Source organism: Tractidigestivibacter scatoligenes (genome assembly GCF_001494635.1).
In the GTDB taxonomy this organism is placed as follows: domain Bacteria; phylum Actinomycetota; class Coriobacteriia; order Coriobacteriales; family Atopobiaceae; genus Tractidigestivibacter; species Tractidigestivibacter scatoligenes.
Genome location: NZ_LOJF01000001.1, coordinates 867335 through 881498, shown reverse-complemented (window position 1 = coordinate 881498; position 14164 = coordinate 867335). Strand labels below are relative to the sequence as shown.

Sequence of the window (14164 nt, the reverse complement as noted above, 5' to 3'; positions counted from 1 at the left end):
CCGGCGACTTTGGCTCGGCGCACGTCGACCGATGGTACCTGACGAGCGCGCTGCAAAGGGGCACGGCCAGTCCTCGGCGGAAAGAGCACATGTTTCTGGAAGCGGGGTCACGGCAGGTACAACAGCGCCAAGCAAAGGGGACGGGCCCAGCCAGGGGTTATGCCACCGGACTGGGCCCGCGCGAGGAGGGGTCATTGGTCGTGTTGTTCGAGAACAAGGGTAGCCGGCGGAGATATTGCGGGCGGAAGCAACCATTAGCCGCGCTGGCAGATGTTGTTAGGGCATTGTTCGGCTGCGGCGAATGGCTGTCGCGTGCACCGAAACCCCCTTCGTTACACTAATTTTCGGTTTGTTGCGCCGAAGTGGCCTTCGTTACACGTTGTTTTGAGAACCTCCCAAGTAGGAGGTTGCCCCCACATACAATATGTAGTGCGTATTTTGAATCATATAGCAAGATGTATGAGCCAATACTCAGATCCCCGACAAAACCTAGTGCAACGAAGGCCACTTCGGCGCAGAATTCCCAAATTTTATGTAACCAAGGGCAGTTCGATGCACTTTGGGGACGCCGCGCTTCCCTTTGCCCTCAAAAGTCACCCCTCAAAATTCCCACCGCATGACTACCGCGCCGCAAATGAGAGCATAATGGTATCTGATACTAATAATAGCAACGCGCCGCACGCGGTCGGCGCACCTCGATGCACGTGGAGGAAACTATGGACATTCGTGAGGAGATGACCAGGCAATTTGGCGCCGAGAAGACCGGCGGCCACGGGGGCCTCGAGATTCTCAAGCACATTGGCCCCGGCTTGCTGGTGACGGTGGGCTTCATCGACCCAGGCAACTGGGCATCGAACATGGCGGCGGGCTCGCAGTTTGGCTACGGGTTGCTGTGGGTAGTGACGCTTTCGACCCTGATGCTCATCCTGCTGCAGCACAACGCCGCCCACCTGGGTATTGCCACCGGCGAATGTCTTGCCGAGGCAACGCATAAGCACTTCCCGCGCTGGCTGGGCACCGCCATTCTCGCCACCGCGTACGCGGCCACCGTCGCCACCGCGATGGCCGAGGTCCTTGGCGGCGCCATCGCACTCCAAATGCTCTTTGGGCTGCCCGTCCGCGTGGGCAGCGTCATTGTGGGCGCCTTCTCGGTTGCCATGCTGGCCACCAACTCATACAAGCGCATCGAGCGCTGGATCATCGCGTTTGTCTCGCTCATTGGCCTGGCCTTCCTTGCCGAGCTTGCGCTGGTGAACGTTGACTGGCCGCAGGCCGCGGTCTCGTGGGTCACGCCGAGCTTCCCCGTCGGCTCCGCGGCCATCGTGATGAGCGTGCTGGGCGCCGTGGTCATGCCACACAACCTGTTCCTGCACTCCGAGGTTATCCAGAGCGTTCACTACGAGCAGCAGGGCGAGAAGGTCATCCGCGAACGCCTGCGCTATGAGCTCTTCGACACGCTCTTCTCGATGGGCGTTGGCTGGGCGATAAACTCCGCCATGGTGATTCTGGCGGCCACGACGTTCTTCACGCGCGGCGTTGTGGTGGACGACCTCGCGACCGCGGCGGCGACGCTCTCCCCCATCCTGGGCTCGGCGGCGACGGTCATCTTTGCCGTGGCGCTGCTGCTGGCGGGCCTCTCGTCCTCCGTCACGGCGGGCATGGCGTCGGGCACCATCAGCGCGGGCATGTTTGGCGAGGAGTACGACATCCACGACCGCCACTCCTCCGTGGGCGTGGCGCTGTGCATGGGCCTGGCAACGCTGGCGTGCCTGCTGGTGGAGAACACCTTCCAGGGGCTGGTCCTCTCGCAGGCGCTGCTCTCACTGCAGCTGCCCATCACGATCTTCACGCAGATTCGCCTCACGAGCTCGAAGCGCGTCATGGGCCGCTACGCCAACTCGCGCCTCGCCAACGCATTGCTGCTGGCAACGGGTATCGTGGTTACCGCAATAAACGTGATATCTCTCGCAGGATAGGAGCCACCGTGGAAGCCTTCGCCCTTGCCGCCGTCTGCCTTGCTGTCGCAGGGCAGCTCTGGTTTTGGCGCCTTCACACGCACGAGCAGCGCAGCCTTTGGTATGGGCTGTCGTTCCTCGTTGCCGTGGGGACGGCCGTCATGGCCATCGAGGTAACCCTCCTGCAGGCGTTCTCGCTCGAGAGTCACCCCGTTGCCGAGCAGATAAACCTTGTGGTCATTGGCGTCATGGCTGTGGCACTCCTGGCGTTTCCCGTTGCGCTGGTGGTGACGCTCGTTGCCTCGGGGGTGCGGCTCATCCGACGCGAGGGCACAAACCCGCGCAACATGCTCTCACTGGGGCTGGGCATCCTCATGGTTGCCTACGTGATCGTTTGGCCGCAGGTGCGCAGCGCCCTTACCAGCGTGCCCGTGCTCGGTCGCGTGCTCGACCTGGTCTTTGGCTTTGCGGCGATACTCCTGGGCATCGCCGGCGTGGCGTTCACGCTCTATACCGTGAGCGGCCTGGTGGCGCAAATCCCCCACCGATACCGCCGCTACCAGCGGATTGTTGTGCTTGGCTCCGGCCTCATGCCCGACGGCTCGGTAACCCCGCTCCTAGCTCACCGCGTTGAGCGCGGCGTGGAGATGTGGCGAAGGAACCCCGGCTCCAAGTTGCTCATGTCGGGTGGCCAGGGCGCAGACGAGGCGCAGCCAGAATCCCACGCCATGCGCGCGTACGCCGAATCGCGCGTACGCCGAATCGCTCGGCGTGCCGTCAGAGGCGATTCTCGTTGAGGACAAGTCCACAAACACGCAGGAGAACCTGAAGCATTGCGCTCGGCTGCTTGCCGAGAAGGACGGAGGCAACGCCGGCCGCATCCTTGTTGTGACCGACGACTACCACGTCTTCCGGGCGCTGCTCATCACCCGCGAGCTGGGCATTCCCGCGGATGGCGTTGGCGCGCACGTACGCCTGTACTTCTCGCTCAACGCGCTGGTGCGCGAGTGGGTGGCGTACGTTTCGCTGCGCCGGAACTTCTACACCAAGCTCACCATCGCGCTGCTGGTGGTCTACCTGGTGGCAAGCGGATTCAATGCGGCGTTAGCGTAGCGGCGCAGGATGCACAAAAACGTTCTATCGAACGGAATTTAGCGTGTCCCTGCACAAAAGTGCTCTATCGAACGGCGCCTCTCTGGACTTGTCATCAAGGATCAAACTTTATTTTCAACAAGGTGCATATTTTCATTAAACTATGCAATGTAGTGCATATGTAGTTGAAGAATTGATGAATCACCACTTAAGGCACCGTTCGATAGGGCATTTTCATGCAGCAGCGGCGAAAACGATGTTCGATAGGACGTTTTCATGCAGCAGCGGCGGTAACCCCGCTCTGCAGAAAAGGCACTGCAGGGCGGTGGGCCACACCCTATCCCTTTTGGTGCCGCTTGCGCGCATGGTGCACCACCACGTCCACGGCAACGCCGACTAGCGCCACGGCTACCACCACAACTGCCCACTCGCGCGCACCCCAGTGGCGCTCAGTGACGGAGGCCTGCTCCTCCGCCTCCTCGGGAACATAGTCCGTGCGCTCGCAGTGGACCAGCAGCCTGTGGTCGTTCACGCCATACGGCGTGCAGGTGACCAGCGTGAGCAAGTCCTCGCCCGGCACAACCTCAAGTGACGAGGTCTCATCTGGCCACACGACCTCGGAGGAGGTAACGCGATACGCGTACACGTCGACCATGGTGTGAATCAGCACCAGGTCACCGGGCTCAAGCTGCCGGATATCGTCGAACATGCGGAGGTTTCGCATGCCGGAGTGAGCCGTAATCACGCAGTGAGTCGACTCCCCGCCCACGGGAAGGCTCGTGCCCTCAAGATGCCCAACGCCAGCCATAAGCGCAGCATCACCCGTGCCATGGTATATAGGCATGCTCACGTCGATGGAGGGAATCTCGACCCAGCTCATCATGGGGTCGCGGTCATAGGTTAGCTGCCCGTTGTAATCAACGATCTGCGAGGCGTCCATATCCGGCTCCTCGCCGGCAAGCACCTTGTTGTACGCGTTGGCCTGGTCGAGATACCACTGCTTCTCTTCGGCTGGCATCGAGTCGACACGCGACGACACCTCAGAGATGGTCGCTCCCACGCCGTACTCCTCGAGCATGTCGACCACCCACGGCCACACCATGAGGCCCACGCCGACAAGGATCAGCAGCAGCGTGATGAGACGGTCTGCCCATCGCGGCAGCCGGCGTCGCTTCCCGTTGTGCTTGGCATGCGTGCCCACGCGCGCCTCCCTACTAGATGGGCCCCGCACGCGGCGGGGCCCACGACTAACCTACCCTAGCACCTTGCTATTGCAGACGCGCTACTCCGCGTTGTCCTCGGAGTTCTTGCGGGAGCGCACGAGATGCGTGATGCCCAGTGCGAGAACGGCGCCGCCAGCGATCCAGGTAATGGTCACGCCCGCCTGGCCAGTAAGGGGCAGAGACATGCCCGGCTTATCCTTAACCGTAACGGTGACCAATCCGTTAGTATCGGTGCTCGCGTCGGCAGCTGTGGAGTTAGAGGAACTCGCTTCTACCTTGGTGAGTGCGCCCGCGGTGTCATACGTCGCCCTGATCTCGAAGTCGAAGCTCGCGACCGTGTTGTAGCTGCTCGGCGCCTGGGTCTCGACTACCGTGTACTTTCCCACGTCGAGACCAGATACGGAGATGTTGCCGGTGCTGTCCGTCGTGAATTCGTAGGCGGAATCGCCCAGCGAACCATCGGCCTGCACGTACTTCGTGCCGGCGCCTTCATCGGGGGTCGTCGCCTGAATGGTGAACTTGGCACCCGCAAGCTTCGTGGACTGCTTGGAGCTGTCGACCTTGACCAGGTTGAGCTTGAAAGTGTAGTCGCGCACGCTCGACGGAGTGGAGTAGCCCTTGCTGTCGGTGCCGGGGTTGTTGGAGTAGGTGAGCATGACGCTGTTGTCGTTATAGCCGTTCGCCACCACGGCGTTCGAATTGAGGGCAGCGCTGTAGGTCACGTACACCTTGGTAGTGCCGTTCACCGGAATCGCCGTACCAGATGCATCCTTGAGGCTCTTCAAGTCGGTGAACTCAACCCCAAGCACACTCGTGTTGTCGGTGTTGGTCGTGAGCGTCGTCGTGTAGTTCGTGTGGATGCCGTCCGTCGTCGTGACCGTCGCCGGGACCATGTAGCTTGTGCCATCGGTCTCCACCGTAACCGCAACGGTTGAGCTATCGGCGGTAAGCCCAGCCGAAAGGGTATCGGTGAACTTGTAGTAGTAGGTGGTGTAGCTGGGGATGGGGTCGGCAACCGAACCAATCAGGCGGTACTGCAGGCTCTGCCCCACCTGAGAATCGGCAACGTTGGACCAATTGGCGCCCGTCGCATCGTTCTTCACTTGCTTGGTCACCGTAGGAAGGGTGGTCTTGGGTGAGACGGTAAGGGCACCGCCGCCGACCACCGCATAGATGGGAGCGGAACCAACCTGGTTCGTGCCAGTGTCGGTGGAAGTCGTGTTAGTGAGGAAAAGCCAATAGCCGGTAGAGAGGTCCTGCGCAACACCGATGGTCAGCTCCGTCGGAGTGAGGTTCGTATCTTCGCGCAGGGCGTTGGCGATGTTGGAGTAGAGCTTGTTGCTCTCGATGATCGTGCTCGTGCCGGAACTGCCCTCTGCGGGCAGGTGGGTGCTCAGGTAATCAGCCGCGTCCTGAGCCGTCGTTCCCGCATAGCTACTGTCAAGCGCCTTGATCTGCTCCACGACCACCTTACCGACTTCCTCACTTGCCCAAGTGATGTTCGAGGCGGTCTTCGAGGTCCCGTTGTCCACCACGTCGGCCTTGAAAATCTGATAGCCAAGCGTAGTCGTTGCGTCGGACTTGTTGTTGGCGTTCTGCAAGATGGTCACGCTGCCATTGGCGGAGGTGGTTGTCGTGTCGTCCGCAAATGCGGCGACCGGCACCACAACCGGGCCCAACGCCATCGCAAGCGCCAGACCAGCAGTTGCTGCCATGCGTGCGATGTTGTGCTTTCTCATTGTCTTTCCTCTCTAACCTGCGGGCGCTTTGCCCAGGTCACATAAGCTTTTTTCGTCTCCCTCTACAAGCCGTAGTGGCTTCCGGCATCAGGACCGGCGCTTTGGGTCTCCCTTCCTTCGCCGGATTGCAAACACGATCAGTGCCACACCGACCACTGCAAGGCAGATGGCAGGCAGGTACGACGTTGAGTCCCCGGTGAAGGGGAAGGAACCACCGAGCGTTTGCAGGATGTCCTTGACCTCGCTCGGAACGGTTACCGCGCCGTTCAGCACCGAGACATCGGCCTCCCCCGAGTCCTTGTCAAAGCTGTCCGCCCTCAAGGGGGATTCGGCAGAAAGGCGCTCATCATTGGTCGAACGGATAATCTGGGGATCAAGCCCCACCGTCAGCGTGATGGAAGGCATGCCCGAGAAGGACTCGTAGCCCTCGGGCGCCTGGACCTCCTCAACCGCGAAGGTGCCGGAATCGACGCCAGCAACCGCGATGGCCCCGTTCTGGTCCGTGGTCACGGTGGCGTCGTCCGTGGTCCAGACGCCATCCTGCGTGAGGTGACGGCCGCGATCGTCGGTCACGCGCAGTACCGCGCCAGCCAGGGCAAACTCGCTCGTAGCGTCACGCTTGACCAGGTTGAGGTCCCACGTGTAGGCAATGGCCTCGTCCTCCTGCGTCTCGGTCAGCATCTTCGAGTACGGCGTGCTTGGATAGCGAAGCGTCACCGTGTTGGGGTTACCATGCGCCGCTCCGCGATCGGCGTCCTGCGCAAGTGGCGCGTCATAGACCACGCAGACCTCAAGGCCCTGGTCGGCGTAGACGCTGTGGTTGGAGGCAGAGACGATAAGGTCCTTCACGGCAACATCAAAGGTTGAGCCATTCTCACCCGCGGCGTAGGTGGTTGCGTATTCCTTCTCGTCCAGCTCGACCCACCCGTCGCCGGGCTCGGTCCCCTGCGCCCACGTCGAGACGCCCGCGGGGGCAATGTACACGTGCACATTGCTGGGCCGCTCAAGGCCCGCGGATAGCACGTCATGGAAGGTGATCGAGTATGCCTTGTAGGCGGAGTTGGGCGAGAGGTTCATGGGCACGGTGGCAAAAAGGCGCCAGTCAAGCTCGTCTCCCACGGTGGCGTCGGCCTGCTTCTGCCAGCTGTTGGACGAGTCCTCCAGCACGTGCTTCTCGACCGAGGGAACCGAGGTCTTGGTGGTTGCGGTTACGTCCGCGCCGCCCACGGCAACGAGAATCGCCGCAGTGCCGGACTGGCCCGTACCCACGGAGTCGCTATTGGCGTTGAGAAGCCAGTAGCCCGCCGGGAGCGTAGCCTGCGTACCTGCGGTAACGCTCGCCGTAGGCGTGCTACCTGCAAGCGTACGCGCAATGGCGGCGGGCACAGAGGAGGCAGTTGGCGCCAAGGCCGCGTCGCTCTCGACGTTCTCGTTTAGCCAGTCGGCGGCATCCTGGGCGGTGGCGCCGCTGTAGGAGGGGTCGGCAGACTTGATGGCGGAGGTGACGGCCTTCTCGGCGGCGTCGCTAGCCCACGAGACGTTAGCAAGGATCTTGTGGCCACTCACGGCATCGCTCACGTCTGCCGAAAAGAGCTGGTAGGCGTCAAGCGCGGTGGACGCGCTCTCGGTTGCAGTGACGGTGAGATGCCCGGTCTGCTCGGCAAGCGCGCGGGCGGGCGAGCAGAGCGCAAGCACGGCGACGGCCAGGCAGCTGGCAAGGCAGGTCGCAATGGCGCGCGAGAGGGTCTTAGTCACGGCCATCGCCACCCTTCCCTGCCGCGTGGCGACGGGCGTGCATCCAGAGCGCCGCTGCGACAAGCGCACCCAAGCCAATCGCATAGGTTGCGCCAAAGCCCGCGCCTCCGGAGAGCGGAAGCGTCGTCATGCCGCGCGTGTTGGTGAAGCTTGCCCGTGCCGTTTCGCCCTTGGCGATTGTGCCCGTGGCGTTCTCGGACGTAGTGGCGTACTTGTCGTTAGACTCCTCGATCACCTCGTAAGTGGCACCGGCGGGTAGGGCGCTCGCGGTCTTGGTTTCGCCGTCTTTGAGCGTGAAGGTGGCCTGGCCGTTGGAGAAGAGCATGTCGCCGTACTGGCCGGTAAGAGTGGCGCCCGAACCGCCGAGCTTCACCGTGAAGGTGAATGCCTGGGTAGAGCCCACCTCGCCCTTTACGTGTTTTGTCACGGAGAGGGAGCCTTCCTGCACGGCGTTGGTCACGGCGACCGTGGCGTCGGCGGTAAGTGCGCCCGTGGCAGCGGTGGTGCTGCCGTTGTAGGCCACGTCGTAGAGCAGCGCGTCTTCAGCGGTGCTCGTGACCTCCTCTACCGTGTAGGTGGTGCCCGAGGGGATGCCAGCAATCGTCACCTGCTGGCCAGCGCTGAGCTGAACCGAGCCCGTACCGTTGGCGTCGAGCGTGATCGTGCCGCTAGCAGGGACCGTGGCGCTGGAGCCGTCGACCGCTCCGCCTGTGTAGGAGTAGGTGCCCGAAAGCGGGTTGCCGGAGGCGTCCTTCAGCGTGATGCGCATGGTGAACTGCTGAGAGGTGCTTGCGGCCTGGCCCGAGACGGTCTTGCTCAGCGTGAGCTTGTAGAGGCGCGTGTTGGTGAAGGCAGCCGTGGCGGCGGTGCCGTCGCTTGGCACCGTGCCCGCAAGCGTGCTGGACGACGCCGCGTAGTCGCTATTCGACGTTTCAGTGACCGTGTAGCCCGTGCCGCCCGGCAGGTACTTTGCCGTGGCGCTCTGGCCGCCCTTAAGCGTGATGGTGGCCACGCCGTTGGTGAAGGTCATGTCGCCGTAGGTGCCGTTGATGCTCGTGTTGTCCAACGCGACCGTGAAGGTGAAGTCGGTCTGAGAGTTCGTCTCGCCTTCGACGGTCTTGGACACGGTAAGGTCACCGTCGGAGGCGGGGGCTGCCTCGAGTGATGCCTTGACAGTCTTTTGCTTGATGACTGCACCAATCATGTGCTGGAAGCTCTTGCCATCGGGCGCGGTATAGGTCTCCGGGTCTGGAGAGTACTGGCGCGTCTCCTCAATCCAGGTGAGAGCGTCGCTAGCAGTCACGGTGACGCTGCTGGTGGGTTTCGTCGACGACACGAGGTAGAACTGCTCTCCCGCTGACACTGTCGACACAGCCGTCGCAGTCCCAAGCGCATCGGAGTAGGCAGTAACGCCGGACGGGAGGGTGAGCGCGTATTCGCCGTTGTAGTTTGCGCCTTCGCTGAGGGTAAGGACTCCCGTGCACCAAGTTTTCGTGGCGGGATCGTAGGTGAACTTCGCATCCGAGGAGGTAATGCTTATCTGCGAGTCCTGCGGCTCCTGGCGGAGAAGCCTGCTGTAGTCAGCGTTGTCGAGAAGCGTTGCCGTAAGCGGGGTCACCGAGACGGCAGCTTCCCTGGTCATATCGTTATTAGGGACTCCATAGCTGGCGAGGGTAACCCAGATGGCATTCTGCGTGGCGTCATATGCGCCCTGCTCGGTAACGTAGTAGTCCGACGCCTGCGAGGCATACGTCACGAACGGATCCTCGCTATTGATGAGGGCATAAACCGCCTTGTAAAACTTTGTCGCAATGATGTCGTTGTACGTTAGGCCAGACGCAGTGGTCCCCCCTGTAAAGTACAGGGAAAAGACTTGCTGCATGAATTCAACGAGCTTCTGATAATTCTCGGAGCTTGAATCCTTGCTGTTCTCATAGGTAAAAACGGTGTCCCCGAGGATAGTTGGATAATCGCTCCTCAGGTTGTCTGGTGCCTGCAGGGCATCATTGAATTCCTGGAGCGTTGCTCTTGGTGTACCAAAAACGACCTTGTAAAGGTTAAGCCCGTTATAGTTATAGCCCGCATAGAGGATTGCCTCCAGTTTGTGCATGCAGGCTTCGTACTCCTCTTTCGAGGTAAAGCTTGCCTCGGTGAGATAGCCTTGCGTGTAATCTGGAACAGTGGGTATTTCATTCGTCGCATGCGGCCAGTGGGCCTGGTTGTTCATGCAATAAAGGATGATCCTGGTGCTCGACGTGTCATTGGGCGTGCTGTACACCGAGTGGATGCCCGTGGTGGTGTCGTAGTAGATCTTCTCGGTCACCGTCGCGTCCGTGGACGCAGCCGCAACAGCGGTGGCCTCGTCGGCCTGAAGCGTTGCGAGAAGCCCCTGGGCGCCGCTTGGTTCGGAAGAAGAGGCCGCTCCGTTTGAGAGAAGCGTCGTGGCAGTTGTAGCTGAGTCTTCGCTGGCGCTGCTCGCACTGGACTCGCTCGCGCCCGCATCCGAGCCAGTGGGCCTGCCTGTCTCTCCCGTTGTTAACGTGGTGCCGGTCGCGCTGGACGCGCCTGTCTCGGTAGTTGAAGAACTAGTACTCGTCGAGGCTTCAGCTGCTGCTGTACTGTCAGCAAATGCCCCAACAGGTAAGCACAGCGCCAACACGAGCCCCACGATTGCCATAATGAAAAGCGCAGGTACATAGGCTCGTTTTGTTCTTCTCATTTAGGCTCCGTTAAGGTATCTATGTTACGCATTTGGTAGCAATACAATTTTGTATTGCAATATAAGGCAATAACATCCTAAGGGGCTCACAAAATCGCGCGATTTCCAGTCGACGCATAAAATGTTGGCGTCCCGCGATTGCGAGACGCCAGCGCAACTACGTCAAACCGGCTAGCCCACTAGGGCAAGGATCTCTGAAAGCCCCTTCTTGCCAAAGCTCACGCGCTCGCCCGTGCCGTCATCAATCACGAGGCACGGCACGCTCATCACGTCGTAGCGCTCGCGCAGCTCTGGGAAGCGGTTGACGTCGTAAACGTTGGCCGTAACCAGCGGGTTGTCCGCCGCCATGCGCTGGCACGCCACCACCACGTCCGGGCACATGGTGCACGAGAGCCCCACCAGCACGCGCAGGCTCACCGGGCGCGCAATGTCTGCGATGCCCTGGCGGTCGGCGTCCGCGATGGGCTGGCCGGGACCCGAGGCGTTGTAGAGCCCCAGCACAAAGGACGTGAACTCGTGGCCGCCGGGAACGCCGTGGAAGGCAAGGCCAGAAGGCGTGCCATCAGCCCGCACAACCTCAACAAAGGGCAGCTCGGCGGGGTCATCGACAGAGGCGTCCGCCTCCTCCACGCGGAGCAGCTCCGTCTGCGCTGCCAGCGCGTCCATATAGGAGCGCAGCTCGGCCGAGACTTCGCCGCCATCGAGGTGCAGGCGCAGCACCAGCGGGTTCTGCATGCGCGAGAAGACCGCCTGGAGCTGGGCCGCCATCGCGTCGTCAATGGGAGAGCCGGGCGTCGAGGCAGGTGCGGCGACCGCCGTAGACGCGGGCTTCTCAGCGACGTCACGCGTGCGGCTGGCAGGTTGCTTGGGCATGATGCCAGTGCGCTCGCGCGCTGCCTTGAGATAGCGCTCCATCTCGGTTGCCGTTGCCGCGCCCTCTCCCACGGCGGTGGCAACCTGGCGCAGGCGCTTCTGGCACACGTCACCCGCGGCAAAGAGGCCGTCGACGCTCGTCATCTGGCGATCGTCCGTGATCACGTAGCCCTGCGGGTCAAGCTCGGCCACGCCCGCCACCAGCGAGGTTGCCGGCGCGTAGCCCACAAAGACAAAGACGCCCACCGGGCCGCCGTCTGCCGAGGAGAACTCGTGCTCCTCGCCCGTGGCGCGGTCAAGCCAGCGGACGCCCCGCACCACGGAGTCGCCCTCCACGGCCAGAAGCTGCGCGTTTGTCCGCACGGTGATCTTCTCGTTGGCATAGGCCGCGTCAGCCGTGGCCTTTGCGCAGGTGAAGTCATCCGTGTAGACCAGGATGGTCACATGCGAGGCGTACGTGGTGAGAAAGACTGCCTCCTCTGCCGCGGCAAAGCCGCCGCCCACCACGAAGACCTCGCGACCGGTGAAGAACTCGCCGTCGCAGGTGGCGCAGTACGCCACGCCGTGGCCGCGGAAGTCCTCCTCGCCCTCGAAGCCGGCGCTTCTCGGCGAGGCGCCGGTGGCGAGAAGAACCGCCAGGCAGCGGATGTCGCCGCGCGAGGTGTGCACCACCTTGACGTCTGCCGCAAGGTCGAGCGATTCCACGGTTGCAAGCAGCATCTCGGCGCCAAAGGCCTCCGCCTGACGGCGCATGGTATCCGTGAGCTGCTCGCCGCTTGCCGTGAGCACGCCAGGGTAGTTCACGACCTCGGAGGTGATGGTGATCTGGCCACCAAAGTGCTCGCGCTCGACCACCAGCACGCGGTAGCGCGCGCGGGCCAGGTAGAGCGCGGCCGTGAGCCCGGCCGGGCCGCCGCCAATCACCACCGCGTCGTATACGTTGTCGATGTTGTTCTCGCTCATGTGCCTAACCTCCTCCGCCGCGCGCGGCGAATCATGGATGGAGCCCGCCGAGCCAGTGCGGCGGGCTCCGGAATGTGTCTGGGCTCTGCTCCCCCGTGTGATTAGAGCTGGCCGACGAGGTCAAGCGAGGGCTTGAGGGTCTCGGCGCCCGGCTGCCACTTGGCTGGGCACACCTGGTCGCCGTGCTCGCGCACGAACTTGGCTGCCTGGACAAGACGCAGGAGCTCCTCGGCGTTGCGGCCGATTCCGCCAGCGGTGACCTCATAGACCTGGATCTTGCCGTCGGGATCGACAATGAAGGCGCCGCGCTCCGCAAGGCCATCGGCGGGAATCAGGACTTCGAAGTCCTCGGCCAAGACGTGGGCGGGGTCAGCGAGCATGGGGTAGGTCACCTTGGAGATGCGCTCGGACTCGTCGTGCCAGGCCTTGTGCACAAAGTGGGTGTCGCAGGACACGGAGTAGACCTCGCAGCCCTCGGCCTTGAACGCGTCGTAGTTCTCGGCCAGCTCCTCGAGCTCGGTGGGGCACACAAAGGTGAAGTCCGCGGGATAGAAGAAGAACAGGGCCCACTTGCCCAGGACGTCAGCCTTGGTGACAGTCTTGAACTCGCCGTTCCGGAATGCCTGGACGGTAAAATCGCCGATTTCCTTGTTGATGAGGGACATGTGACGCTCCTTCTCTGTGATGGTGGTTGTCTGCGTACCCCTATTGGTACTGGGACTTATTATCAACAGTTGATAAAGGATTGCAAGCGGAAATTTCGACTTTTTCGGGGGCGGTATACCTCCACTCCCCCTCCCCCTCGTGTTCTTTAGCGGTATTTGAGAATCGTGTTTCCTGCCAACTGGGCAAATGCAACGGCCGATTCCCAGAAACCGCTAAAGAACGGTGGGCGGAGGAAATTGCGGATGCACGGGGCTAGGGGGATACGGGGGCGCTGCACCAAAATCGGCACTTCTCAGTACTTTTTTCGGTTACTCTTGGTATCACCTCACTGGTCGCTTTTCCCTACCTGCGTCTCCGTAAATAGTTCGGCCCATGTACTCGGCAACTCGCGGTAAAAGTACTGAATAGTCTCGTTTTTGGTGCAGCAGGGTCCCGCACAAGAGAGCTTGGACCTCTTTTGCTCTCGCTCCTCGCCATGCTTTAGCGGTATTTGAGAACCACGCTACTTGCCAACTGGGCAAACGCGGCGGCCGATTCCCAGAAACCGCTAAAGAACGGGAGGGATGCGAGCGGGATAAGAGCTCAGAGCCGTCGGCGACACGTAACTCTCGCGTAGTCGCGCTAAATGGGATATAGTCCTAATATTGTTTGGGTAACATCACCGTGTAAGCCAAAGCCACGCACGGAGAGCGGGAGCACGTCATGGAGAGAAGAAACACGCGCCAGCGCCAGCTGGTGCTCGAGGCAGTGCAGGAGCTGTGCGACCACCCTACCGCCGACGAGATATACCTTCGCGTCCGCGAGCAGGACGACCACATCAGCCGTGGAACCGTTTATCGCAACTTGCACCTGCTCGCAGACACCGGAGAAATCCTCTCGGTGAAGACGCCGGGTGGCGAGCGCTTTGACCGCCGCATGGACCACCACGCGCACCTGGTGTGCTCGGAGTGCGGGACCGTGATCGACGTCCCTATGCCCAAGCAGGACGACTTCTGCCGCCAAATCGAGCGCTCAACCGGCTATGCCAGCGTCTCTACCAGCACCATCCTCACCGGCGTGTGTCCCGCGTGCCAGGAGCGTCTGCGTAAGGCTGCGGGGGCCGAGTAGAGGTAACAGAACGACGGCCCTCCCCCACGGTTTGGTGGGAAAGGGCCGTCCGGAACGTCGCCTACGTGAGTG

General features: G+C 61.9%; 10 protein-coding genes. 4 read left to right on the top strand and 6 right to left on the bottom strand.

Going from position 1 to position 14164, the window contains the following annotated elements:
* Positions 1-716: 716 nt before the first annotated feature.
* The 3 genes from AUL39_RS03865 to AUL39_RS03855 are packed head-to-tail and all read left to right on the top strand — an operon-like array spanning position 717 to position 3068.
* Positions 717-1976: an Nramp family divalent metal transporter gene (locus tag AUL39_RS03865; RefSeq protein ID WP_059053774.1), complete on the top strand. Its 1260-nt coding sequence runs from the start codon at positions 717-719 to the stop codon at positions 1974-1976.
* A gap of 8 nt (positions 1977-1984) precedes the next feature.
* Positions 1985-2752 carry a YdcF family protein gene (locus tag AUL39_RS11045; RefSeq protein WP_059053771.1) on the top strand — a complete coding sequence of 256 codons (768 nt, stop codon included), beginning with the start codon at positions 1985-1987 and terminating at the stop codon, positions 2750-2752.
* Positions 2727-3068 carry a YdcF family protein gene (locus tag AUL39_RS03855; protein WP_059053770.1) on the top strand — a complete coding sequence of 114 codons (342 nt, stop codon included), beginning with the start codon at positions 2727-2729 and terminating at the stop codon, positions 3066-3068. Before AUL39_RS11045 ends, AUL39_RS03855 begins: the two co-directional genes overlap by 26 nt.
* A gap of 316 nt (positions 3069-3384) precedes the next feature.
* On the opposite strand, the gene AUL39_RS03850 is transcribed toward AUL39_RS03855, so the two are convergent.
* The 6 genes from AUL39_RS03850 to ahpC all read right to left on the bottom strand — a co-directional run bounded on the left by AUL39_RS03850 (position 3385) and on the right by ahpC (position 12984).
* On the bottom strand, positions 3385-4248 hold the full coding sequence (locus AUL39_RS03850) for a class C sortase (RefSeq protein WP_059053768.1): 864 nt from the start codon (positions 4246-4248) through the stop codon (positions 3385-3387).
* Between the two features lie 81 nt (positions 4249-4329).
* Positions 4330-6009: an isopeptide-forming domain-containing fimbrial protein gene (locus AUL39_RS03845; RefSeq protein WP_059053765.1), complete on the bottom strand. Its 1680-nt coding sequence runs from the start codon at positions 6007-6009 to the stop codon at positions 4330-4332.
* An 87-nt stretch (positions 6010-6096) separates the two neighbouring features.
* Positions 6097-7770: an isopeptide-forming domain-containing fimbrial protein gene (locus tag AUL39_RS03840; RefSeq protein WP_059053763.1), complete on the bottom strand. Its 1674-nt coding sequence runs from the start codon at positions 7768-7770 to the stop codon at positions 6097-6099.
* A complete protein-coding gene (locus tag AUL39_RS03835) occupies positions 7757-10441 on the bottom strand; it encodes a DUF7601 domain-containing protein (protein ID WP_160327021.1) in 2685 nt (894 codons plus the stop codon). Before AUL39_RS03835 ends, AUL39_RS03840 begins: the two co-directional genes overlap by 14 nt.
* Positions 10442-10654: 213 nt before the next feature.
* The gene (locus AUL39_RS03830; RefSeq protein ID WP_059053760.1) at positions 10655-12319 is read right to left on the bottom strand and encodes an FAD-dependent oxidoreductase; all 1665 of its coding nucleotides are present in this window, start codon (positions 12317-12319) and stop codon (positions 10655-10657) included.
* 101 nt (positions 12320-12420) lie between these two features.
* On the bottom strand, positions 12421-12984 hold the full coding sequence (ahpC, locus tag AUL39_RS03825) for an alkyl hydroperoxide reductase subunit C (protein ID WP_059053758.1): 564 nt from the start codon (positions 12982-12984) through the stop codon (positions 12421-12423).
* 703 nt (positions 12985-13687) lie between these two features.
* Here ahpC and AUL39_RS03820 point away from each other — a divergent pair.
* Positions 13688-14092 carry a Fur family transcriptional regulator gene (locus tag AUL39_RS03820; protein WP_059053756.1) on the top strand — a complete coding sequence of 135 codons (405 nt, stop codon included), beginning with the start codon at positions 13688-13690 and terminating at the stop codon, positions 14090-14092.
* Positions 14093-14164: the final 72 nt, after the last annotated feature.

Bases quoted from the DNA above. Each gene is read 5' to 3' on its own strand.
- AUL39_RS03865 (WP_059053774.1), top strand. From the start codon at position 717: ATGGACATTCGTGAGGAGATGACCAGGCAATTTGGCGCCGAGAAGACC.
- AUL39_RS03845 (WP_059053765.1), bottom strand. From the start codon at position 6,009: ATGAGAAAGCACAACATCGCACGCATGGCAGCAACTGCTGGTCTGGCG.
- AUL39_RS03840 (WP_059053763.1), bottom strand. From the start codon at position 7,770: ATGGCCGTGACTAAGACCCTCTCGCGCGCCATTGCGACCTGCCTTGCC.
- AUL39_RS03835 (WP_160327021.1), bottom strand. From the start codon at position 10,441: ATGGCAATCGTGGGGCTCGTGTTGGCGCTGTGCTTACCTGTTGGGGCA.
- AUL39_RS03830 (WP_059053760.1), bottom strand. From the start codon at position 12,319: ATGAGCGAGAACAACATCGACAACGTATACGACGCGGTGGTGATTGGC.
- ahpC (WP_059053758.1), bottom strand. From the start codon at position 12,984: ATGTCCCTCATCAACAAGGAAATCGGCGATTTTACCGTCCAGGCATTC.
- AUL39_RS03820 (WP_059053756.1), top strand. From the start codon at position 13,688: ATGGAGAGAAGAAACACGCGCCAGCGCCAGCTGGTGCTCGAGGCAGTG.